The 23,056-nt window shown below is 47.0% G+C and carries 22 protein-coding genes and 1 tRNA gene; 15 read left to right on the forward strand and 8 right to left on the reverse strand.

Features of this window, described 5'->3' with window-relative positions; all coding sequences use genetic code 11:
• Window position 1: 1 nt before the first annotated feature.
• Window positions 2–1,579, reverse strand: coding sequence for a 2-isopropylmalate synthase (gene leuA, locus BLW68_RS02965; protein WP_092790073.1), 1,578 nt, complete (start codon window positions 1,577–1,579; stop codon window positions 2–4).
• A 380-nt stretch (window positions 1,580–1,959) separates the two neighbouring features.
• On the opposite strand from leuA, the gene BLW68_RS02970 reads away from it, so the two are divergent.
• A tRNA-Leu gene (locus tag BLW68_RS02970) sits at window positions 1,960–2,046 on the forward strand.
• A 1-nt stretch (window position 2,047) separates the two neighbouring features.
• On the opposite strand, the gene BLW68_RS02975 is transcribed toward BLW68_RS02970, so the two are convergent.
• From BLW68_RS02975 to BLW68_RS02985, 3 genes are all read right to left on the reverse strand, one after another.
• Window positions 2,048–3,016 carry a PA2778 family cysteine peptidase gene (locus BLW68_RS02975; RefSeq protein ID WP_245728259.1) on the reverse strand — a complete coding sequence of 323 codons (969 nt, stop codon included), beginning with the start codon at window positions 3,014–3,016 and terminating at the stop codon, window positions 2,048–2,050.
• Window positions 3,017–3,055: 39 nt separating this feature from the next.
• Window positions 3,056–3,430 (reverse strand): PA2779 family protein, encoded by a 375-nt coding sequence (locus BLW68_RS02980; RefSeq protein WP_245728260.1) that lies wholly within the window; start codon window positions 3,428–3,430, stop codon window positions 3,056–3,058.
• Between the two features lie 221 nt (window positions 3,431–3,651).
• On the reverse strand, window positions 3,652–4,539 hold the full coding sequence (locus tag BLW68_RS02985; RefSeq protein ID WP_092790077.1) for an AraC family transcriptional regulator: 888 nt from the start codon (window positions 4,537–4,539) through the stop codon (window positions 3,652–3,654).
• A gap of 150 nt (window positions 4,540–4,689) precedes the next feature.
• Here BLW68_RS02985 and BLW68_RS02990 point away from each other — a divergent pair, with 150 nt between their 5' ends.
• Window positions 4,690–5,421, forward strand: coding sequence for an SDR family oxidoreductase (locus BLW68_RS02990; protein WP_092790079.1), 732 nt, complete (start codon window positions 4,690–4,692; stop codon window positions 5,419–5,421).
• A gap of 84 nt (window positions 5,422–5,505) precedes the next feature.
• Here BLW68_RS02990 and BLW68_RS02995 read toward each other — a convergent pair whose 3' ends face one another.
• Together BLW68_RS02995 and BLW68_RS03000 are read right to left on the reverse strand one after the other, a co-directional pair.
• Window positions 5,506–6,660 (reverse strand): iron-containing alcohol dehydrogenase, encoded by a 1,155-nt coding sequence (locus tag BLW68_RS02995; protein WP_092790081.1) that lies wholly within the window; start codon window positions 6,658–6,660, stop codon window positions 5,506–5,508.
• A 27-nt stretch (window positions 6,661–6,687) separates the two neighbouring features.
• Complete coding sequence (locus BLW68_RS03000) at window positions 6,688–7,530, reverse strand: type 1 glutamine amidotransferase domain-containing protein (protein ID WP_092790083.1); 843 nt, start codon at window positions 7,528–7,530, stop codon at window positions 6,688–6,690.
• Window positions 7,531–7,677: 147 nt separating this feature from the next.
• On the opposite strand from BLW68_RS03000, the gene BLW68_RS03005 reads away from it, so the two are divergent.
• The 12 genes from BLW68_RS03005 to BLW68_RS03060 all read left to right on the forward strand — a co-directional run bounded on the left by BLW68_RS03005 (window position 7,678) and on the right by BLW68_RS03060 (window position 19,988).
• Window positions 7,678–8,580: a LysR family transcriptional regulator gene (locus tag BLW68_RS03005; RefSeq protein WP_092790085.1), complete on the forward strand. Its 903-nt coding sequence runs from the start codon at window positions 7,678–7,680 to the stop codon at window positions 8,578–8,580.
• Window positions 8,581–8,664: 84 nt separating this feature from the next.
• Entirely contained in the window at window positions 8,665–9,891 is a 1,227-nt protein-coding gene (locus BLW68_RS03010; protein ID WP_092790087.1) for an adenosine deaminase family protein, read from the forward strand.
• A 344-nt stretch (window positions 9,892–10,235) separates the two neighbouring features.
• Complete coding sequence (locus tag BLW68_RS03015; protein ID WP_068236355.1) at window positions 10,236–10,436, forward strand: hypothetical protein; 201 nt, start codon at window positions 10,236–10,238, stop codon at window positions 10,434–10,436.
• A 132-nt stretch (window positions 10,437–10,568) separates the two neighbouring features.
• Window positions 10,569–11,987, forward strand: coding sequence for a sensor histidine kinase (locus BLW68_RS03020; RefSeq protein WP_092790089.1), 1,419 nt, complete (start codon window positions 10,569–10,571; stop codon window positions 11,985–11,987).
• A complete protein-coding gene (locus BLW68_RS03025) occupies window positions 11,984–12,589 on the forward strand; it encodes a hypothetical protein (protein ID WP_092790092.1) in 606 nt (201 codons plus the stop codon). Before BLW68_RS03020 ends, BLW68_RS03025 begins: the two co-directional genes overlap by 4 nt.
• The gene (locus BLW68_RS03030) at window positions 12,576–13,925 is read left to right on the forward strand and encodes a sigma 54-interacting transcriptional regulator (RefSeq protein WP_092790095.1); all 1,350 of its coding nucleotides are present in this window, start codon (window positions 12,576–12,578) and stop codon (window positions 13,923–13,925) included. The genes BLW68_RS03025 and BLW68_RS03030 overlap by 14 nt, the downstream gene beginning before the upstream one ends.
• Before the next feature lie 9 nt (window positions 13,926–13,934).
• Window positions 13,935–14,291, forward strand: a complete 357-nt coding sequence (locus BLW68_RS03035; protein WP_092790097.1) for a DUF2288 domain-containing protein — start codon at window positions 13,935–13,937, stop codon at window positions 14,289–14,291.
• 61 nt (window positions 14,292–14,352) lie between these two features.
• The gene (locus tag BLW68_RS03040) at window positions 14,353–14,904 is read left to right on the forward strand and encodes an acyl-CoA thioesterase (protein WP_092790099.1); all 552 of its coding nucleotides are present in this window, start codon (window positions 14,353–14,355) and stop codon (window positions 14,902–14,904) included.
• A gap of 113 nt (window positions 14,905–15,017) precedes the next feature.
• Entirely contained in the window at window positions 15,018–16,184 is a 1,167-nt protein-coding gene (locus BLW68_RS03045; RefSeq protein ID WP_092790101.1) for an N-6 DNA methylase, read from the forward strand.
• Window positions 16,165–17,082: a phosphoribosyltransferase-like protein gene (locus BLW68_RS03050; RefSeq protein WP_092790103.1), complete on the forward strand. Its 918-nt coding sequence runs from the start codon at window positions 16,165–16,167 to the stop codon at window positions 17,080–17,082. The genes BLW68_RS03045 and BLW68_RS03050 overlap by 20 nt, the downstream gene beginning before the upstream one ends.
• A gap of 1 nt (window position 17,083) precedes the next feature.
• Window positions 17,084–19,084, forward strand: coding sequence for an ORC-CDC6 family AAA ATPase (locus BLW68_RS03055; protein WP_092790105.1), 2,001 nt, complete (start codon window positions 17,084–17,086; stop codon window positions 19,082–19,084).
• Complete coding sequence (locus BLW68_RS03060) at window positions 19,074–19,988, forward strand: hypothetical protein (protein ID WP_092790107.1); 915 nt, start codon at window positions 19,074–19,076, stop codon at window positions 19,986–19,988. The genes BLW68_RS03055 and BLW68_RS03060 overlap by 11 nt, the downstream gene beginning before the upstream one ends.
• A 137-nt stretch (window positions 19,989–20,125) precedes the next feature.
• Here the strand turns inward: BLW68_RS03060 and ggt are convergent, their stop codons facing one another.
• Complete coding sequence (ggt, locus tag BLW68_RS03065) at window positions 20,126–21,850, reverse strand: gamma-glutamyltransferase (RefSeq protein ID WP_092790110.1); 1,725 nt, start codon at window positions 21,848–21,850, stop codon at window positions 20,126–20,128.
• A gap of 93 nt (window positions 21,851–21,943) precedes the next feature.
• Window positions 21,944–22,339: an acyl-CoA thioesterase gene (locus BLW68_RS03070; protein ID WP_092790112.1), complete on the reverse strand. Its 396-nt coding sequence runs from the start codon at window positions 22,337–22,339 to the stop codon at window positions 21,944–21,946.
• Window positions 22,340–22,351: 12 nt separating this feature from the next.
• Here BLW68_RS03070 and BLW68_RS03075 point away from each other — a divergent pair, with 12 nt between their 5' ends.
• A complete protein-coding gene (locus BLW68_RS03075) occupies window positions 22,352–23,056 on the forward strand; it encodes a 2OG-Fe(II) oxygenase (protein ID WP_092790114.1) in 705 nt (234 codons plus the stop codon).

Consider the following 23,056-nt stretch of genomic DNA (forward strand, 5'->3'; position numbering starts at 1 on the left):
ACTATTCCCCTGCGGCAATCTTGTTGGTGTTCTGACGGGCGTGTTTATGGGCGTCGATAGTCTGGGCGCGCTGGATCATATTCAGCACATGCACATAGGCCAGCACCGAGCTGCGCACTATGTCGGTGGCCAAACCGGCGCCATGAAAGCGGCGGCCTTCATGCTCGGCAATAATGTCGACCTGGCCCAGCGCATCTTCGCCGCTGCCTTTGGCCTGTAAGTTAAAATCAACCATCTTGATATTCAGCTTACTGATACGGGCAATGGCACTAAAAGCCGCTTCAACCGGGCCATTGCCGGTCGCCGCTTCAGTAAAGACTTTATCGCCACAGCGCAGGCCAACCGTAGCGCTTGCCACATGACCGGTATGGGTAGACGAGCTTAAAAACTCCAGCGCGTAGTAGTCGTTTTGCTCCTGCATGTTTTCAAAAAACACCAGTGCTTCTAAGTCGTAATCAAACACCCGGCCTTTTTGGTCGGCCAGCGCGACAAAGCTTTTGTACACCGCTTCCAGGTCATAATCGCCGTCGGTGTAACCTAATTCGGCTAAACGGTGCGAAATAACATGCCGGCCCGAGCGTGAGGTTAAATTCAGCTCGTTCTGGCGAATACCGACTTGCTCCGGCGCCATAATTTCGTAAGTGTTTTGTGCCTTTAACACACCATCCTGGTGAATGCCGGAGCTGTGAGCAAAGGCGTTTTCACCGACAATCGCCTTGTTCGGTTGGATCGGCATATTACAAATTTGGCTGACTAAGTGGCTGCTGCGGTAAATCTCGGTAGTTTTAATATCAGTATACAACGGTGCCAATACGTCTTTGCGGGTGTTAATAATCATCGCCACTTCTTCCAGCGAACAGTTACCGGCACGCTCGCCAATGCCGTTTACCGTGCACTCAATTTGCCGTGCCCCGGCCTGAATAGCGCTGATGCTGTTGGCTACTGCCAGGCCTAAATCGTTATGGCAGTGCACGCTTAAGCGGGCTTTATCGATATTTGGCACCTTATTACGTAAGGCGCTGATAATGGCCGCGAACTCATTCGGGATAGTGTAGCCGACGGTATCCGGAATATTGATGGTGGTAGCCCCGGCGGCAATGGCGCGCTCAACTATCCAGCATAAATCGTCAATCGGCGTGCGGCCGGCATCTTCACAGGAGAATTCAATATCGTCGGTATAACGGCTGGCCAGTTTAATACAGGCTACGGCTTGCTCACTGGCCTGAGCCAGGGTTTTACGCAATTTATACTGTAAATGCAGCGGTGAGGTGGCGATAAAGGTATGAATACGGCACCGTTCGGCGTCTTTTAACGCTGCGCCACAGGCTTCAATGTCAGCACTAACCGCACGGGCCAGGCCGCAAATAATCGGGCCTTTTACTTCCCGCGCTATGCGCTGCACTGAGTCAAAATCGCCGGGGCTGGATACCGGAAAGCCCACTTCCATTACATCAACATTCAGCCTGGCAATGGCATGCGCCAGTTGAATTTTTTGCTTCTGGCTTAAGCTGGCGCGTAAGGCCTGTTCGCCGTCGCGTAAGGTGGTGTCAAAGATCCAGATTTTATTGTCGCCGCTCATCTTGTGTTTCCTGTTCCGTTATCTCGGTGTAGGTTGCAACCTGTGGCGGGGGCTTAAATGCAAAAAACCCCGGCCAGTGGCACGGGGTTTTAGCTTTATCGGTTCGTTACGTTTTTACCAATAAGCAGCACCCCGCGCGCCGGTGAGGAGCACGAGGAGGCTAATTGTAGAAACGCGACGGTTAAAATTCATTGATTGCTCTGTTCATTAGATTGGTTAGCAAAACGCCAATAGTAATAGCATGGTTATTTTTTAACTGCAACAGTATAGATGGCTAAATGGCAAAAAACTTTTATTAGCGTTGAAAAGCACTTGCATATTACTGCCAGGTTACATAAGATGCGCGCCGTCTTACCAAGCGCTTTGGCGCAAACGACTCTGCCCGGGTGGTGAAATCGGTAGACACAAGGGATTTAAAATCCCTCGCTCGAAAGGGCGTGCCGGTTCAAGTCCGGCCCCGGGCACCATTTAGTTATTCTGTTGCCAACCGGCAGTTTCTACCTGACATTCTAAAAGCTTACCTGAGCCCGGCTGCGCCGCGCGGATTTGTTTTTCACTATCGAGTAAATTGTCATCCTGCGGTGCTATTTGCAGTGCCGTTGCTATTAATTCTGCCGCTTTACTGTGGCAACTAAGCTCACTTAATAGCATGGCGTAATTGTTCAGGTAGCTAACCTCTTGCTGCGCGAAAGGCAAACCCTGGGCAAACCAGCTGGCGGCAACAGCCGGCTGGGTGGAAAAATAATGATTACCCAGTAAAAAGTAGCTGAGCCAGTAGTCCGGCCATTGCCGGGTGGCGCTTTTAAGCGCAGCAAGGCCGGCATCAGGCTGGCCGGTGTTGAGTAAATCCTGGCTGGCTCTGGTGTATAAAAACGGCTCTAATTGCGCACTGGTTTTATCCGGCGGCAGCATGGCTAACAACCAATAATTACCGCGCTGCCAGGTACGCTCAAAGGTGGCAAAGTTAAGCCGGTGCGCCTCTGTCACGCCGGTATGCAAAACCACCTCAGCTGCGTCAAGGTCGTAGCCAATTACTACGGCATAGTGCCACTGCGGCAACCACGCAATGGAGTTGTTTTGCAGCACGATCACCGGAATGTTTTCTTCTACCAGGCTAAGTAGCTGCGCCATAGTGGCACGCGGCTGTGCATAAGCCACCAGACCCAGTTGCCGGGTTGCGGCTGCCATCTCAATTTGTAAGGTGCCATCCAGACCGGGGATAAAGGTGGCTGGCGCAATATCGTCAGGGCTTTTACTCAGGCCATAAAAACCCGCGACTTCAGCTAAGGTTGTCGGGCCACAGAAAAACTGTTGCTGCGGATAAAACGGTACCTGGGCAATAACATGCTGGCGGGCAATATCAGGTGGATTGGCTAGTAATTGCCGGGTTTGTGGTGGTGTCTGGCAAGCGCTTAAACCAAGCAACAGACCAGCCAACAGGCTGGTCTGCCAAACTAAACGGATAAACAACATTTATCAGATGGGGCGGATAAACGGATAAACGTCAGTAATCCCCATCAGGTCCAGCACGGCAACGACTACCAGCACTGTAATGATAACACCCACGATACCACCTGCCGGCATATCATTAAGCTCATTGTTTAACGCATCCAGCTCTGCAGTGGTCATGGCAGCAATACGTTGTTTGGCATCATCAGGGTTTACCCCCAGTTCAATCAGCTTGTTCTGTACTTCTGCACTGTCGACAAAAGATAACACCTGCTGCTTGTTGTATTGGTGCTGTTGCGCCGCAATTACCTGCTCTGAACTGTATACACCGGCGCTTGCCTGGCCCATACCGAAGATTAACATCACAGTTGCGATGCCGACTGCTACAAATTTATTCATCATGCATGTATCCTTCAACTTATTGTTTTTAGGGAAAACTTAATTTCTATAGATAAGATTTACAACGCTGACTATTAAATATGCGGAGCTTCACAGAGTAGACCATATACCGGCCCCGTGCAACTGAGCAAAGAGCAACCGGCGGTTACGCACCAGATCCGCTGTGTGCGCCGACAACAGCAAGGAAAGTTGCCGTTTAATTAAGGGTTTAACACCTCAACTGTTTACAGCCTTATTCTGGCAATATCCCGTGCTGGTGGGCGGCCGAACATACGGGCATATTCACGGCTAAACTGGGATGGGCTCTCATAGCCAACTTTGTAAGCCGTGCTTGCTGCATCCATTTGCTGCGAGATCATTAAGCTTCGTGCCTCTACCAGCCGGACTGATTTTTGGAACTGCAGCGGGCTCATATTGGTTACAGATTTAAAATGCACGTGGAAAGAGGACACGCTCATACCGGCAAGGCTCGCCAGTTCTTCTATCGTTACTGTTTGATCATAATCACGACGCAGCTTTTGAATGGCGACAGAGATGCGTTGTGTCGGTGTGCCTTTTAACGAAATTTGGGCAATTTCTTTGCCATAATTACTACGCAGCATGCGATAGTGCATCTCACGAATAAGTGCTTCGCTTAACACCGGTATATCGTCGGGCTCTTCGAGCAGTGTAAATAAGCGCAACAGGCTGTTGCCCATTTGCCGGTCTACCTGGCCGATAAATAAGCCGCTTTTCGCTGTTTTGTTGGCTACAGCCAGATGTTGCATTTGCAACAACAACTCAGAAAGCAGCCGGACATCAATATTTATCTGAATAACAAAATACGGCCGTTGTTCTGATGCTTCAACCACGGTGCCCAGGATAGGCAAATCCACCGACGCGATAAGAAACTCCAGTTCGCCATAAGACAGCATTTCCGTGCCAAGCAGCACGTTTTTGCGGCCTTGTACAATAATGCACAGGCAAGGCTCATACACAGCCGGCATAGTGATTTGGGGGCAGCAGATTTTGTAGCAGAACACGTTGGGGATGGCCGTGCTATTTAAGCCTTCATTCACGGCAACTTGCTGCACCAGCTGCAAAAGCTTTTGCTGTAGCATATTGTTTTCCATATTGCTTACCTGCACAAGTTGGATAATCAGGCAATGATACCGTATCTTTGGGTATCCATAACAGCGCTTCATACCGTTAGCATAACAGGCATCGGGGCAACCCGTATTTAACCAGCTGTATGTCTTGTTTATCTATGAAGGAGTTTTGTTATGACAACTAATCAAGCCAAAGTTATTCTGATCACCGGTGCCAGCAGTGGTATCGGCGAAACCACTGCAAAAGTGTTAGCAAAAGCCGGACATAGGGTTATCGTTGCCGCCCGGCGCACCGACCGGCTGGAAGCTCTTGTTCAGACAATTAAGCAAGATGGCGGCATTGCCAAAGCCTATGCGCTGGATGTGACATCACGTGACAATTTTAAAGCCGTGGTTACAGCAGCTACTGATGAGTTCGGCCCGATTGATGTACTGGTTAACAACGCCGGTTTAATGCCGCTATCGCCGATGGCAGCGCTTAAATCGAATGAGTGGGAGCAGATGATCGACGTTAATATTAAAGGTGTGCTAAACGGCATCGAATCTGTTTTAACGTCGATGGAACAACGTGGCGGCCACATTATTAATACCGCTTCTATCGCCGCACATAATGTATTTCCCACCGCTGCGGTGTATTGTGCCACTAAGTTTGCCGTGCGTGCTATTTCAAACGGCCTGCGCTTAGAAACAAAAAAGGTGCGGGTTACCACCATTTCGCCGGGCGTAGTGGAAAGTGAGCTGGCGCACACTACTACAGATACCGCAACTAAGGCGTGGTTGGAGGATTTCCGTAAAGTGGCGTTAAAACCAGAAGCCATAGCCAACGCTATTGCTTATGCCATTGCCCAGCCCGACGATGTGAATGTGGATGAGATCATAGTGCAGCCCACTCAGTCCGGCTACTAAAGCTCAGTAAGCCAACGAAAAACCCCGGCAGCATATGCGCCGGGGTTTTCTATTGATAGAAGCGGTACAGTGCAACCTTTACCGTTATAACGCCAGCGTTAGAATTTGCCGCGCTTTAGCTAAATCAATATCTGCGTGTTCACCCAGGGCGGTCATGCCGTTACGCTCCAGGTTAGCGATAAGTTTGTCGATATCCGTCGCGGCCAGGTTGTAGTCCGACAAGCGGGTTTTTACCCCCATATGCTCGAAAAAGTCCTGCGTGGCTTTAATGGCTTTATCAATAATCTCATCCTCAGTACCGTTACTGATATCAAACACCCGCTGACCCAACTGCAGCAGCTTTTGCCGTTTAGTCTCGCGCTGCACATACATTAGCGGCGGTAGCACTATAGCTAAGGTTTGCGCGTGATCCAGGCCAAATAGCGCAGTTAGCTCGTGGCCAATCATATGGGTAGCCCAATCCTGCGGTACGCCTTTGCCAATCAAACCATTAAGTGCCATAGTGGCAGACCACATAACATTAGCGCGCACATCGTAATCTTGTGGCGTGGCCAGTGCTTTGGGCCCTTCGCCGATCAGCGTTTGCAAGATGCCTTCGGCAAAGCGATCCTGCAGCGGGGCGTTTACCGGATAAGTCAGGTATTGCTCTATCACATGCACAAAGGCATCTACCACACCGTTACCCACTTGCTTTAACGGCAACGAATAGGTGTATACCGGGTCGAGCACGGCAAATACCGGCTGCACTAAATCTGAACCAAAAGCACGTTTTTGTGCTGTGGCTTTATTGGTCACCACAGAGTTGCCGTTGCTTTCTGAGCCTGTAGCGGGCAGGGTTAGCACCGCACCGATCGGTAATGCCGAAGTAAAAGCAGCACCTTTGGCCAGGATATGCCAGGGCTCGCCGTCAAAGTGCGCTGCGGCGGCGACAAACTTGGCACCGTCGATTACACTACCGCCGCCGACAGCCATAATAAAATTAATACCTTTGGCGCGTACCAGTTCAACTGCCTGCATCAGGGTTTCCAGTGTCGGGTTGGGTTCAACACCGCCAAATTCGTGGTAACTAACACCTTCCAGCAGCTTTACCACATCGTCGTACACGCCGTTACGTTTGATCGAGCCGCCACCGTACAACAGCAATACTTTGGCGTCTTTGGGTAAACGGCTTTTCGCTTCTTTAATCTGGCCTTTGCCAAATAAGATTTCGGTTTGATTTTTAAAGTTAAAATTTAACATAACTACTCCGGTATTCACTTAAGACAATTAACGCTGCTGTTGCAGTTGCTCTAACACAGCTTGCGCCAGCACTTTATCTGAAAACGGGTTTTGCCCGGTGATCAGCTCGCGATCCACCACTACATTCGGTGTCCAGGCTTCGCTGTATTGCATAGTACCACCTGCTTGTTGCATGGCCTTGCCCGGGTAATATTGCAACTTATCGCCGTTTAATGAGCCTTCAAATACAGTTTCTTCGGCGTCTGAAAAAATAGTCATTTTGTAACCGGCATAAATCCAGTTGGTTGCCGTGGCCGGATTTTGCTGTACCAGCGCCTGCTGATACTGTTGCGGGTTTTGCTGCGCCGACAACAGCGCTATGGGGCCATGACAGATGGCGGCGGTAGGTTTAGCCTCGGCATTAAAATGGGTGAGAATAGTGCCTACTTCGGCGTTATTGGCTAAATCAATTAACGGCGCATGGCCGCCGGGAATAAACACGGCATCGTATTGCGCCAAACCGCCGTCAATAACCTGTTTTAATGACAGCGTATCGTCAATGCCCGGAATAGCCGCAACAACCTGGCTGATACGCTGCATTTCAGCTTCACTGCCACCGAAATACTGTGCCGTTACCGACTTCTGATCCACCACCGGAGCGTTACCCTTTGGTGTGGCTAATACCAACTCGTAACCGGCTTGAATAAACGCATCGGCCGGCACACCAAATTCATTCAGGTAGTAGCCTGTACTGAGTGTTTTGCCATCCTGCAGTTGCATCTGGCTTTCGCTGGATAACAACACCAAAATCTGGCCTTTGCTATCGGCCGCCAGTGTCGTTTGGCTAAAGCTGCCCAGCAGGGCCACTGCTAAAATAGTGTGCTTAAACATAGTTTTTCCTCATTAAGGTGAACACTGGGGTGAGCATTAAAGCACTCTCAGTGCTGTTTCAGGTGGCACCAGCTTAGGCGGTTTAGCTTGCGATGAGAATTCAGTGCTTTTATTATCAGCCATCATATTTCTGATGGCTGATAGGTTATGTCGTATTTTGTACAGTTACGTACCTTTGTTGAAGTGTACCGCTGCGGCACTATTACCCGCGCCGCCGCTAACCTGGGTTTATCGCAACCGGCGGCGACGGCGCATATTCAAAGCATAGAATCGCTGGTTGGCTTTGCGTTATTTGAGCGCAAAGCACGCGGCGTAATACCCACCGCTGCCGCGCACGATTTGGCCTTGCAGGTATCAGCACATTTAGACGCTGTTGAGCAAAAACTAGCCTCGGTGCGTAACCGCAGCAATGCCGTATACGGCACGCTGAACATTGCCGGCCCGGCCGAGTACGTCAGCCATATTGCCGGTGCACAGTTTGCCAATTTATTACAGGCCGGTGAAGTGAATCTGGTGGTGCATATCGGCAATAAAGACCGCATTTACCAGTGGCTGGCCGACGGCACGGCCGAACTGGCGATCAGCGGTTCAACGCCCGATGCGGCCCTGTACGACTATCAGATTATCGACAGCGAACGGCTGATGCTGGTTGCCAACCGTTTTACCGGCGCGCATTTATTGCAACAACCGCTAAGTGCAGAGCGGCTGCGGCTATATCCGGTGGTCAGTTATGACCCAACTCTGCCGCTGATCCGCCATTACTTTAATGCCGTGTTTAACGATAACTGCCAATCACCCATTGCCGCTATTTGCCCGGATATCCGCGCTATTGCCGGTATTGTAAAAGCCGGTGTCGGTTACAGTGTGCTGCCGGATTATTTATGCCGCGATGCAATAAGTGGCGGCGAGCTGGTGCAACTGGGTGAAGCCGGGCCAGAGAATTTTATTTACCTGGTGTGGCGCAAAGGGGCACTAAAGCACCCCAGAGTCAGTTACGCCAAAGATATTCTGCTGGCTTTTGCCAATATCAATAAATATGCCGCCAACTAAGCGCTTTGCCAACGAAAACCACGGAAATTGCGATACACTTAGCAACAATTATTTGTTGCAGTAAGGGTTTGTTAAGGAGCCGCTATGCCACGTTATTCTGCTGAATTTATTAAAGAGATGCCCAAGTCTGATTTGCACCTGCATCTGGATGGCAGCCTGCGGCTTGATAGCCTGATAGAAATGGCCAAACGCACCGGCACTAAACTACCAGCCGATACAGTGGAAGGCTTAAAACAGCTGGTATTTAAAGAAAAGTACAACAACCTGGGCGAATATTTGCACTGTTTTCAGTACACCTGTGCTGTGCTGCGCGATATGGAAAACTTAGAACGTGCAGCTTATGAGCTGGCAATAGATAACCAGTTGGAAGGCGTAAACTATATTGAAGTGCGCTTTGCGCCGCAGCTGTTAATTGATCTGCCCAACGGTATCGATTTTGACCGCGTAATGCATGCGGTTAATAACGGTTTAAAGCGGGCAATGAGTGAGTATAACCGCAGCGAAGTGGTAATGAGCGGCCAGAGGCCACCGTTTGCCTACGGCATTATTAACTGCGCCATGCGGATGTTTGGCGATAAAGGCTTTTCGCCCTACTACACCAACCTGTTTCAGCTAATGCGTGATTTTGCGCCAATCGATGTCATTAAGCTGGCCGCCATGGAGCTGGTGCGCGCCAGTGTGCGATTACGCGACGAAGAAGCTATTCCTATTGTCGGGCTGGACTTAGCCGGCCAGGAATCCGGTTATCCGGCCAGTAAGTTTAAAGAAGTGTACGAATATGCCCATCAGCACTTTTTGCTAAAAACCCTGCACGCCGGTGAGGCCTATGGCGCTGAAAGCGTATTTGAAGCCATTACCGAGTGTTATGCCGACCGTATTGGCCATGGTTACTCTATGTTTATCCCGGAGATGATCACTGACCCTGATATCAGCGATAAAACAGCCTATATCCGCAACCTGGCGTCTTATATTGCTGATAAGCGTATCGCGATAGAGGTTTGTTTAACCAGCAACCTGCAAACCAACCCGGCTATTACCGATATAAAGCAGCATAAGTTTAAAAATATGCTGGAAAGCCGCATTGCCACCGTTATTTGTACCGACAACCGTTTAGTGTCTAACACCACTGTCAGCAAAGAATACCAACTGGCGCTGGATAACTTTGATATTCCGTTAAAGCGGCTAAAAGACATCGTAGCCTATGGCTTTAAAAAGAGCTTTTTTCCGGGCACTTATGTGGAAAAACGCGAATATGCCAAACAATGTCTGGAGTATTTTGACCACGTAGCAAAGCGATACGGATTTATTTGATTAAAATCAATAATATATATGCTGTGTCGCAAAAAGCATACACACTAAATCATTGAAAAATAACACTTTTAAAATTGCATCCTATTAACTGTTGCTAAACAGCGACAGTTAATTCCCCCACCTTGTTAGCCCCGCCCACGAAATAAAACTAAATGATTGATTTATAAGTAAAATAAAATAATTTTCAAAGTTGGCACAAGGCTTGTATTAGTTATGGCAAGCGACGATTCAGGAGAATGTCGCAAGCGCAACCAGATACACCGGAAGCTGCCTTTGCAACATTCTCCTTCAAAACGTCTTAACGCAGCCAAATCGAAATAGACGCTGCACTTACGGAGGTTGTTATGGACTTTTTCTTACTTGGTACAGTGTTGTTTTTAATGGCTAACGTAGCTGTAGCAGTATCCATGTTACGCCGTGTAAATTTAAACAATGATAGCGTACTGGCTTGGGAGCAGGCTCAGGTTGTAGCAACACCAGCAGTTGCAGCACCTCAGGTTCCGGCTACTCAGTATCAACCGGTTTATATGGCAAAGGCCGCTTAACAGCACTTTTGCATGATGATCCCATGAGTTCAGCACTTGCTGAATTTTTGTAAGGCCAGCACCCCACTGGCCTTTTTTTTTTGCCGCGAAAATAGAGTATGCTTAACAACCCAGAGATTAAGACAAACAATTATGCGTTTTTCGATTCAGACCGCGTCTTTACGCCAGTTGGTATTGCTGAGCTTTTTTCTGGCTCTGATCCCCGTGGCGGTGCTGCTATGGCAAAGCCATAAGGCACTAAGCGGTGTTAGCCAGAATGCAGTAGCCGAAGCCGAAACCTCGGTAGCCAGTGTGCGCCGGGCAGAAAACATGCAAAACCTGGTGGTGGATATAGAACGCGCAGTACGCCAGCATGCGGTGGTAAAAACCGATGCGCTGGCCCGGGTAGCGCGTACGCACCTGAATAGTTATCAGCAATTGCTGCGCCAGGTATGTGACAATGTCGGCCAGTCGCAACTGTGTCAGCAACAACAGCTGCAGCTTGGCATACTACTGGATAACTTTACTGAGCTTAGCAGCACAGAACTTGAACCGCTGATGCAGCAGTTCCGCCAGCAACAGCAACAGCTTACACAACAAATCTGGCTGCTACTGGAGCAAAACCTGCAACAACAACAACGCTTTGTGGTAGAAAGCCAGCAACAGTTAGCCTGGCAGACAGTAGCACTGGTGCTGTTAACGCTGCTGATAGTGCTGTGGGCGTCTGGCCGGATCACCGCCCCGGTGCGTAAACTGGATAAAATGATCCGCGCTATTGGCCAGCAGCATCAATTCCCCGATGAAAAACTTACCGGCCCGCGTGAGTTGGCAGAGCTGGGCGAACAGCTACGCTGGCTTAGTTCACGCCTGCAACAACTGGAAGCCTTACGGTTGATTTTACTGCGCCATGCTTCGCATGAGTTAAAAACGCCGCTGTCCAGCATTCGTGAAGGCTGCGCTTTACTAAGTGAACAATTGGTGGGGCCATTGAACAAACAACAACTGGAAGTGGTTGGCCTGCTAAACGGCAGTGCCGATCGGCTAAGCCAGTTAACTGAGCAACTGCTGGACTACAACCGCTTATTACAGCAAGCCAAACCCGAGCCAGACTGGCATTCGCCACAGCAATTATTTACCGACTGCTTTAACGACCATGCATTATCACTGCAGCAACGCGGCCAGGCTGTTGAGCTTAGCTGCCAGCTAAGCGCAATTTATACCGATATTACGCTGTTCCGGCGTATACTCGACAATCTGATCAACAATGCGCAAGCATATGGCAGTCAGGACAGCCCGGTGTGGGTAAAATTATATCAGCAGGAACATCAGCTGATTTTAGATGTCGCAAATAACGGCAACCCTATTCCTACATCATTAAGGGAAAAACTGTTTGAACCATTTCAGCGCGGCACTACACCACGCTTTGACTCAGTGCAGGGCTCTGGCCTGGGGCTGTCGATTGTTGCCGATTGTGCCCGCCTGTTGGGCGGTCATGCTGATATTGTTGATGTTATTTATGCCGATGTCTGTATTAGGGTACGGCTACCGTTATTAGAGGAAAAACTGGGATGAGAACTGGGTTAATTTTTGTGGCCATACTGGCACTTAGCGGCTGCCAGCTTACGCCACAACCGGTAGCGCCTGAACCAATACCCGAACCCTTGCTGGAGGCCGAACCAGAGCAGGTAATACTACCTGAGCCTGAGCCGGTAAAAACCCCTTTAGCCATTGCCGATGATGCTGCAACGTTGCAGGCCTGGGTAAATTACCGTGCTGCCATGTTAAACCGCATTAATGAAGAGCGCGATTTACTTAACAGCGAAACGGCACAGGACGATGTCTGGATATTAAAGCGCACCATTTTACAGCTGCACCCGGATACGCCTTACCTTACCCGCTTACGGGTACAGATGCAGTCGGCCGATCAACTGGCGGCCTTACCTGCGCCTTTGGCCGCACTACTAAGCTGGGATCTGGTGTTTAACCAAAAATTACTGGAAGCCGAATCGGCGGTAAGTGCCTTAACCCGGCTTAATGCCCAGCAGCACGATAATCTTGAACGGCTGCAAAAAACCAACAAAGAACTGCAGAAAAAAATTGATGCGCTAACCCAGATAGAAGCGCAGTTAAACCAGCCCGCGCCGGTTAAAGAGGACAATAATGGCCAGCCCTAAGCCTAAGTTATTGCTTGTTGACGATGATCCCAGCTTACTGCGTTTGCTAACCTTGCGCCTTGAAGGTGAAGGTTATCAGGTGATCAGTGCTGACTCAGCAGAAGCTGCTTTGCCACTGCTGATGAAAAACAGCGTTGATGTGGTACTAAGCGACTTGCGGATGCCCGGCCTGGACGGTATGAGCCTGTTTGATGAAATAGCCAAACGTTACCCTGGCCTGCCAGTGGTGTTGATGACTGCACATGGCTCAATCCCTGAGGCTGTTGCTGCCACTCAGCGCGGTGTATTTGGCTTTTTAACCAAACCGCTCAACACCAATGAGCTGCGTGATATTCTGCAAAATGCGGTGCATCAGTCTGTGCCGGAACAGGCCGAATGGCGTGCGGAAATTATTACCCGCTCCCGTTTAATGGAAGAGCTGCTGGAACAAAGCTACCGCGTAGCACAGCGCGATGTCAGCGTGCTGATCACCGGCGCCAGCGGTACCGGTAAAGAGCTGTTGGCAAAAGCAATTCATAAAGCCAGCCCGCGCGGAAGTAAGCCATTTGTTGCTATTAACTGTGGCGCCCTGCCAGAGCACCTGCTGGAATCGGAATTATTTGGCCACACCAAAGGTGCCTTTACCGGTGCCGTTACCGAGCACGGCGGCCTATTTCGTGAAGCCGATGGCGGCACCCTGTTTTTAGACGAAATTGGCGATATGCCGGTGTCTTTGCAGGTAAAACTGTTGCGTGCACTGCAAGAGCGGCAAATACGCCCGGTAGGCAGCAGTAAAACCGTCCCGATCAACGTACGGGTGCTGTCGGCAACTCACCGCGATTTACAGCAGGCGATGGGCGATGGCAGCTTTCGTGAAGACTTATACTACCGCTTAAACGTGGTTAACCTGCAACTGCCCAGCCTGGAGCAGCGGCCGGAAGATATTCCGCTGCTGGCGCGCCATGTGCTACAGCAAAGTGTTGAACGACACCAGGTGGATGTAACCCGTTTTTCTGATGATGCGCTGCAATTATTAGCCACCGCAAAATGGCCCGGCAATGTGCGCCAGCTGGTAAACGTGGTAGAGCAATGCGTAGCGTTAACGCACAGCCCGGTTATTGGTGCAGCCCAGGTAGAACAGGCGCTATCGCATGACAGCAGCTACTGGCCGACATTAACCGAAGCGCGTGACCAGTTTGAGCGCCAGTACCTTATCCGCGTATTGCAGATGACAGAAGGCAATGTTACCCGCGCCGCAGAACTGGCCGGGCGTAACCGCACCGACTTTTATAAATTACTGAAAAAACATGAACTCAGCGCCGCTCAGATCACTGAGCAAAGCGATGAAACGGAATAGCGAGCAGGTATGACAGCAATAACGCCACCCGATGCTTATCTGGCTGACGAAGCAGAAAGCCCTGAGCTGATAAAAGCTAAAATTGTCAGTGAAACGGCCCGTATTAACTGGCTGGAGCTACAGAAGTTTTACGCCGCCGGTGCGGTTATTACGGTGGCGTCTGAGCTGGATCTAATCGAGGTAGCGTTTGCCTTTAGCTTGGACGATAAAGCCACAGTTGCTGACTTGCTGGCAAAGGGTACCGTAGGGCGCACCAGTGAACAGCAGGCACAACAGTGGTTTGATAACCAAACTGAGCTATGGGCGGTGGTAATTTCGCCGTGGATACTGGTACAACATAAGCCACTACAGCAAGAACTGAATTAAGCTTTGCTGCACACTAAGCTTTGCTAAACTTGGTGCAGCTTAACCAACATACAGGGTCGTTATGACTGATCTCTATAAAAAAAGCAGCAGTTCCCGCGTAACACTGTCGCAGCTGATGCTGCCGTCGCATTCCAATTTCAGCGGTAAAATCCACGGTGGTTACCTGCTGTCACTGATGGACCAAATCGCCTTTGCCTGCGGTTCAAAATTCAGTGGCCGTTATTGTGTGACTGCCTCGGTAGACAGAGTCGATTTTCTTAACCCGATTGAAGTCGGCGAGCTGGTCACGTTAAAAGCATCGGTGATTTTTGTCGGTAACAGTTCAATGGTGGTGGGTATTCGCGTTGAAGCGCAGAATATTCAAACCAGTAAAGTAAAGCACTGTAATTCATCGTACTTTACCATGATCGCCAAAGATGAGCAGGGCAACAATGTACGGGTACCCCGGCTGATTTTAACCAGTAAGGAAGAAGTGCTGCGCTTTGTAAAAACCACTCAACGCCTGAAACTGCGGCACAGCTATGCCGAGCTGTGCGCCGATTTTGACGGTGATATGCAGCAGGCCATCGAGCAAATCACAGCCAATTACCAAGTCAAAGTTGAACTAAATTAACATTATGTTTTGCTAGGCGAATTTACAACTTCATTAATGGCTTTATTAGCTGTATAACTGTGCACTATTAAAATAATTTAATTAAAACTTGGCCCTAGCTACCAGTGTAAAGTATGAATCTAAACCAATACTATACGAAATCTGAGTTCAGTGATTTGCTTGTAAGCAACTTAAGCCTTGAAGCGCCTTATCGTGCCGTCGATCTTGGCTTTGGAGCAGGTGATTTACTTTATGCAGCTAAGCGAAGATGGAACACTTTAGATTTAATAGGAATCGATATAGACCCTCGAAATGTCCAAGAGGCAAATCTTAAAAAGTCTATTAACGCTATACATCACGACGGATTCTGTCCACATCTACCTGATCTCATAACAGAAAAATATGGCACCATAGACTTACTTATTAGCAATCCCCCATATTATTCCAGAGAGTTAGACCTTGATATTATAAAAATTCTTAAAAGTGTTGGATTTGACAGCTTCATCTCAACAAATGTTAAAACAATACCAGCAGAACTAGTATTCCTTGCTCAGAATATAAGACTCCTTAATGAAAATAGCGAACTAGCAATCATACTCCCTGCTGGGCTAATCTCTGGTGAACGATGGGCATCACTTAGGAGCCATCTTTTAGAAAAGTTTCATATAAAAAGAATAATTCAGCTCCCATCTGGCAGCTTTAAAAATACAGAAGCTCAGGCTTTTATTCTGATACTTAAAATGCGAAGTAAAGACAAAAATAATCTCGTGGAATTATCTCATGTTTACAAAAACTATTCTATTTTCATTTCAAAAGATGAAGCTATACAGAGAAGCGATTACGAGTTTTATTCCAGCCAAACTTCCAACCCAATAAAGCAAAAAGTAGAAAATATCGAATTCTCCATTTTCCGAGGGAAAACCTCTTATGCCGAATTAAAGAGAACCGAATATAACTTTATACATACTACTGGACTAACAAATACCCCTTCAGAAATTAGTTTTGATAACAAAACATGCCTGAGTCAAGTAGTTACTAAACCTAGGGACATTTTAATAGCAAGGGTTGGAAGGAGATGTTTAGGTAGAATCGCGAGAGTAACTTCAGGGCAAGCGATTGTAAGCGACTGTATTATAGTTGTTAGACCCGACAACGAAGAGTCTGCGAGTAAAATTTGGCACAAACTCACAAGACCAGACACCAAAGATCTATTATATAAACGCTCTCTTGGAGTTGGTGCGAAGTACCTAACCCAAAAAATAATAAAGGAATTCCTGAACGATGTTCGAAGCACCGACTGACTGGGAATCTTACTACGACGACATAACGAACAAATGTGAGTTCTATATCAAGAGCGGCTACTGGGAAGATATCGACAAGTACCAACTCAAGTCTTGGCTAGAAAATTTTAAGACTGACGAAGAAAAGTACTTTTCTGTCTGTATATTAGATTCTCTAGTTTTCAGAACAAAAAGAATGATTGATGCTAGTATAAATGAAATTGCATCATCAAAAATCCCGAAATTTTTGTATGAAATCGGTCACCCGTTAAATCAGTGTATAGAAAGTTGGCTAACGTCTTTAAGCACTGGACAGAACGTACCGGTAAGATTCATTTCAATAGAAAGTGTTGACAAGAAAACAGGGAAAAGTGGTCCTGTAGTTATCAGACAGTTAAAACAGACGCTAGACCTCGCGGGACATTTATCCCTAAAAATAGACCAGATTCCTAATATGCCTGCGACAGTAAAAGCTATCGTTATAGTAGATGATTTCTCTGGAACGGGAGAACAGTTTGTAGGATTCTATCAAAAACAGCTGAAAAATATTTTACCTGATGGTGTTAAGGTGCTTTTCATACCTTTAGCTGCACACGTCGAAGCATTGGCTCATATCCAACAACAGTTGCCAGAAGTTAAAGTTTCTCCTGTCGAATTACTAACTCTCGAAGACTCCTTTTTTTATCCAATTAATGGTTACTTTAGAGGTGATAAAACAAACACTGTCGATAGCGCAATAGCTTTTTATAAAAAGCTTTGCTCTAACAAAGGTTTTGGAAAGGAAAACTACCTGTTTGGAAAAGGTGAGCAAGGCCTTTGCTTTGCATTCTACCTTTCTACACCTAATAACAATCTAAAGATTCTCTATCACAGAAAAAATGGGTTGGAATGGGACAACCTACTTTATAGGAATAAATAGAATGAACTCTGAGCTAATTAAAATATTTGCCAAGAACAGAGCTGAAGAGTTCCCTATAGATGTCTGGGGAGAATATGTCCTTCCACCAAATTATCAGTCGATAAATCTATTTAATTTTGATAAAGCGGTGATGGTAGAAGGTGGTCGAGGATCTGGCAAGACCATGTTTCTACGATATCACTGCCATGACACTCGTTTTAGCAATAAAAGAGAAAATGTTGCAGTAAGAGAGGTTAGAAAGATTGGACTCTATCTACGACCTGATACTCATTTTTGTAGCAGTATAACCGAAGAAATATATGGGGCATCATGGAAAAAGATATTTTCTAAATACATCTTAATCAACGTACTAAGAGAATTTTCTTCTGTTGTAAACAATATATCGCAATGCAATTTCGAAAAAAGCAACTTCCCGTCAAAGAGCATAATTAATTTAGAGCTTCCTAGAAAATTCAACGATAGAATGAGAACTAATTTAACTTACATATCTGAGTTGGGCACGCTATCTGATGAATTGCTTGCAGAGTTAAACGATTGGGTCAGTGATCCTGATTATTTTGAAAAGCCTGTTTTCCCCGATACTCGCAGCATATTAAAATCAATTATAGAAAGCTTTAGAGATTTTTCAGAACATACAAAGTCAACTGCCTTCACTTTGTACATCGACGAATATGAAAACCTCACCACTGAACAACAAGAATTAATAAATGATTGGATAAAGCACGGAGCAGATGATTTAATAATATCCTCTGCGTATAAAAAACATGCTAATGTTTCTAGAAGCACTTCTGGAAAAGAAAGTCTTGTTTTAAGAAACGACTACAGAAAAATTGATTTAGAGGACTTTAGCACTAATGAGTTTAAAGTCTTTGCTGCAGAAATACTAATATTAAAACTACAAGGATGCGTAGAAGAAAGCTTTATAAATGAATACAGGAAGTTACTGTGCGACGAGTCCCTCATAAATCATAGGTTGGACAATAATTACTCAGAAAATCTACTTGCTTTCGCAAATAACTTCCTACCGTCTATTTCATATGAAGATGTAGCAAAAGGTGTATTTCAAGATAAAACCCTTGAAAAGAGACTAAGAGACTTTTTGGTCAAGCCCGCATTGCACTCTACTAAACTTACTCCTGAGCTCTTCATAGATTCTAGATTTCCAGTAGAATCTATTCTCAATGGTATTCTATTGAATAGGCCCTCTCAATCAGAAAAGTATATCTTAGAAAAATTTGATGAACTCAAGAAGAGTGGTGATAACACCTTTTATAAAAGCTACACTGATGTTCTTGTAGGCGCACTACTATGGATTTATATATCCGCAGGTAGACGAACAATTCCTATTTATTCTGGTTTTGACAGAATATGTCTTATGGCAAGGTCAAACATGAGGCATTTCCTCGAGTTCTGTCACCAATGCCTTGTAGAGTACAAAAGATTTAGTGAACTTTCAGAGACAGTGATTCCTTCAATTCCCGTATCTATACAAGCTCTTGCAGCTCGAAAAAACAGTGAACTAGAGGTTGCAAAAGTAGTAGAACTTGGCAGATGGGGAAACAATCTTCGATTCATAGTTAACCGTCTTGGGCTTTTCTTCCAACTACTGCAAAAACGGAAGTCTCAAAGTGAACCTGAAATCGTCCATTTCGGTATTGAGGTAACGAGTGTCGAAATGTTGCCTGAAAATATTAAGTTACTCTTGAGTGAGCTTAAGATCTGGTCAGTGCTAATAGAGTATCAAGGAGATACAAAGAGAAAATCTCACTTAGACTTCACATCCTATGAATACATGCTACACCCAATGTTCTCCCCGAATTTCTCAATATCGTTTAGAAAGATTCGAAAACACACATTCAGCGTAAAAGATATTGAGATAATATTCTGCGGCTCCGAAGATGATTTCATTACTTTCTGCAAACCCTATTTAAACAAGAGTACAAGTGAATCAGATTTTTCGTCGGCAAGGGAAATGCAAGGAACTCTGTTCGATGAAATTTGAGAATTTATTAGAAGTTGATCGTTCCAAGCTATTAACTATAAAAGCAGACATATTCTTCTTTGGGGAGCCATTGGATGACAGGGGGAAATTCGTCGTATTGGCTCTTCAGGAAAATTTAAGCCCCAAAAAAGTAATTGTTAAATTTGACGCTTCTAAAATGACTTTTACTATTAATGGCGCGAGTATTCCATTAAGAGATTTTTCGTCATATCTAAATAAAATATCACCGGAAAATATAACTGGACAAATTATCGTCGACGCAACCACCTTGGGCGTTTCGGAATTACTGTACATACTTAGATGGGCATTAAGACTGGAGCTCAAAGCAAAAATTATTTACGCTGAACCCAAGAACTATCCCAGCGTTTTTGACGCACCTAGCGACTATGGACGTCACCATTTTAATTTATCTTCGTCTTCTGTCGGATATAGAGCCCTTCCGGGTTTCACTAGAACAACTTCTACCGTAAAAAAGGCACATTTAATAGCGCTACTAGGATTCGAAAGAGTTAGGTTAGGGCAGTTACTTCAAAATGATGAAGGTGCATTCATCGAAGCAGTGACACCCATTTTTGGAGTCCCGAGTTTTCGCCCCTCATTTGACAAACACAGCGCTTATCAAAATATAGATAGGCTTGTCAGAGTCTCTGACAAGCCTGAATTTTGCTGTGCGAGCAACCCTTTTGAAACATTCCGGAAACTCAAGTTTATTAAAAAATGCTTACCAGACAAGGTACTACATATAGCACCTATTGGCACAAAACCTATGGCAATCGGAGCTTGTCTCTTTATCCTAAGTAATCTGAATGAGAATGTTGGGTTGATGTATGATCATCCAATTAACTCCAAGGGTAGAAGTACAGGTGTTACCAAAATTCACTTATATGAAGTCAGCTTTGCGTGATTAAAACAATCGCCGTATTATTAGAATCTAAAGCCCGCAGTTGATTCGAATTATTCCGGGTATTCTGATCACGATGTTAGATAGCTAAATTGGCTACCGTCACAGCTAATTTGTAGCTGTGACGGCAGATCAATTTGTCAGTACCCTGCCGCCTGGCCGTCTTTACGTGATTCAGATGCCCCCACCCAAACACCGTTGGCGTGATCACGCATAATGGCCTGATAACCACCGTAGCCGCCTAAGCCGTAGCGAACATCGTGGCCCTTTTTCATCAGCTCGCGCGCAGTTTCGTAAGGTATGCCGCGCTCTACTTCAATATAGCCACCGTTTTGCAGATACATGTCGCTGCCATCGGTTGGCTCGGTGCTGCCCAGATGCTGCCAGCGTGCGGCGTCTCCGGCTTCTTGCAGGTTCATGCCGTAATCCACCATATTGATTAAAATCTGCACATGGCCCTGTGGCTGCATAGCACCACCCATGACGCCAAAGCTCACCAGCGGTTTGTCATCTTTGGTGATAAAGGCAGGAATAATGGTATTAAATGGCCGCTTGCCCGGCTGATAAGCATTGGCGTGCTTTTTGTCCATCGAAAACAACTGGCCACGGTCCTGAAATACAAAACCTAACCCCGGCACCACTACGCCTGAGCCCATGCCCCGGTAATTGCTTTGAATTAACGACACCATATTGCCGTCTTTGTCGGCGGTGGTCATATAAATAGTATCGCCTTCATACAAATTCGGGTTACCGGCATCAACCCGTTTGGCGGCTTTGTCGCCAATCAGTTTGGCGCGCTCGCGGCCATATTCCTCTGAAATGAGTGCCTCTACCGGCGCCTTGTTAAAATCTTCATCCGCGTAGAATTTAGCTCTGTCTTCAAAGGCCAGTTTTTTCGCCTCAACCAGCAGGTGCAAACTTTCCGGCGTGTTAAAACCAGCGGCTTTTAAATCGAAGTTTTTCAGAATTTGCAGCATCTGTAAGGCAGCTATACCCTGGCCATTTGGTGGCAGTTCCCACAGGGTATAACCTTTGTAGTCTACCCCCACCGGCTCTACCCAGCTTGAACGGTGATTAGCAAAATCGGCATAACGCAGATAACCGGCATTGGCGCGCATAAAACGATCAATTTCTACAGCTATATCGCCTTTATAAAAGGCGTCACGTCCGTCTTTTGCCAGCGCTTTAAAAGTATTGGCCAGCGCCGGGTTTTTAAACATTTCGCCTTTGGCCGGGGCTTTACCATTAATGGTAAAAGTGCCTTTGAAATCACCAGGTTGCTGGCTTAATACCGGCACACTGCGATCCCAGTAATATGCAATCAACTCACTAACGGGTAAGCCGTTTTCAGCATAACTGATAGCAGGCTGCAAAATTTCCGGCATCGGCATACTGCCAAATTTCTGGTGTAGTTCAAACCAGCCGTCAACCGCGCCGGGAACGCTGATCGGCAACATACCATGTGGTGGTAAATCGGTGCGGCCAAGCTTTTGCAGTTCATGCGCCAGCATTTCATAACTTAAACTCAGCGGCGAGCGGCCGGAGGCATTTAAGCCATGCAGCTTTTGCGTTTTGGCATCCCAGACAATAGCGTATAAATCGCCGCCGATACCATTGCCGGTAGGCTCCATTAGCCCTAAGGCGGCATTGGCAGCAATGGCGGCGTCGATGGCATTGCCACCGCGGCGCATAATATCCAGTGCAATTTGCGTTGCTAAAGGCTGGCTGGTAGCCGCCATAACATTAGGAGCGATCACTTCAGAACGGCTGGCAAACTCTGCGCCGGTAATGCGGTCGTAACCCTGGGCACCAGCGGCCAACACCAGGCTTACGCCAACGGCCAGCCCCATAAACACGCTTTTCATAGCAGACTCCGGAAAATGATTATTGCTCGACCTTACTCAGCTTGCGACTACCATACCAGAGCTTTACGACCAGTGAAACGTAGCCTGCGATGTTTACGCTTTATACATGTGTTGGTTAAGCTGTTGTTTTTGTTCTGCACTAATAACCACGGCTTTATTGGCTGCATAATCAAACTGCACCAATACTGCCGTACCCGACACCGTTTTTACACCGTGCTGCCAGGCTTCCTGGTACACATCAAAAGAGCTGCCGCCAATGCGGCTAATATAGGTACGGATTTCAACATCGGCGCCGTAATGCGTTTGGGCATGGTAATCCAGCTTGACGCTGGCAATAATCAGCGGCCACTGGCGTAAATTAAGCTCTGGTGTAAAAATTTTGAAAACATCTTGTCTTGCGCCTTCAAACCAGACTGCAAACACAGTATTGTTGATATGCCCCAGCGCATCCGTGTCAGAGAAACGCGGAGAAATAATGTCTTGCCACATAAAGGTAACCCGATGACCGATTTTATAGAGGTGTACGATAATGCGTTAAGCAGCGAGTTTTGCCAACAGCTGATTAAGGTGTTTGACCAAAGCCCGCATACCACGGCCGGCCGCACCGGCGGCGGTGTGGATACCAGTAAAAAAATCAGTACAGATTTATATCTGTACCAACATGCAGAATACCAGCCGCTACTAAAAGTGATCTGGGAAGCCACCACCCGCTATGCCAGTGACTATTTTAAAAAGTACCATTTTGCCCTGATTGGCCCAATGGGGTTAACCATAGCGCACCCGCAAACCGGCCAGCCCACCGCCATTACACATGACAACTTTGCCGAACTGGGTGAGCCCAAAACACTGGATTTTATGCGCGCGCTGTTTCGGCTGGGTAATATTCAGGCGCAGAAATATCAGGCTGGCGTAGGTAATTACGGTTACTGGCATAGTGAAGTGTATCCACAGCAAGGCAGCACTGAGCCACTGCACCGTACCTTATTGTTTATGTTTTATTTAAATGACGTAGCCGAGGGCGGCCAAACCGAGTTTTACTACCAAAACAAAAGCATTTCGCCCAAAACCGGCCGTATGGTAATAGCACCGGCCTACTTTACCCACACCCATCGCGGCTGTGTACCGGTCTCAAATGACAAGTATATTTTAACCAGCTGGATCCTGTTTAACAGTGCCGAGCAAATATACGGCCCGCCGCAACGTTAA

This window comes from Rheinheimera pacifica (assembly GCF_900108485.1).
GTDB lineage: Bacteria > Pseudomonadota > Gammaproteobacteria > Enterobacterales > Alteromonadaceae > Alishewanella > Alishewanella pacifica.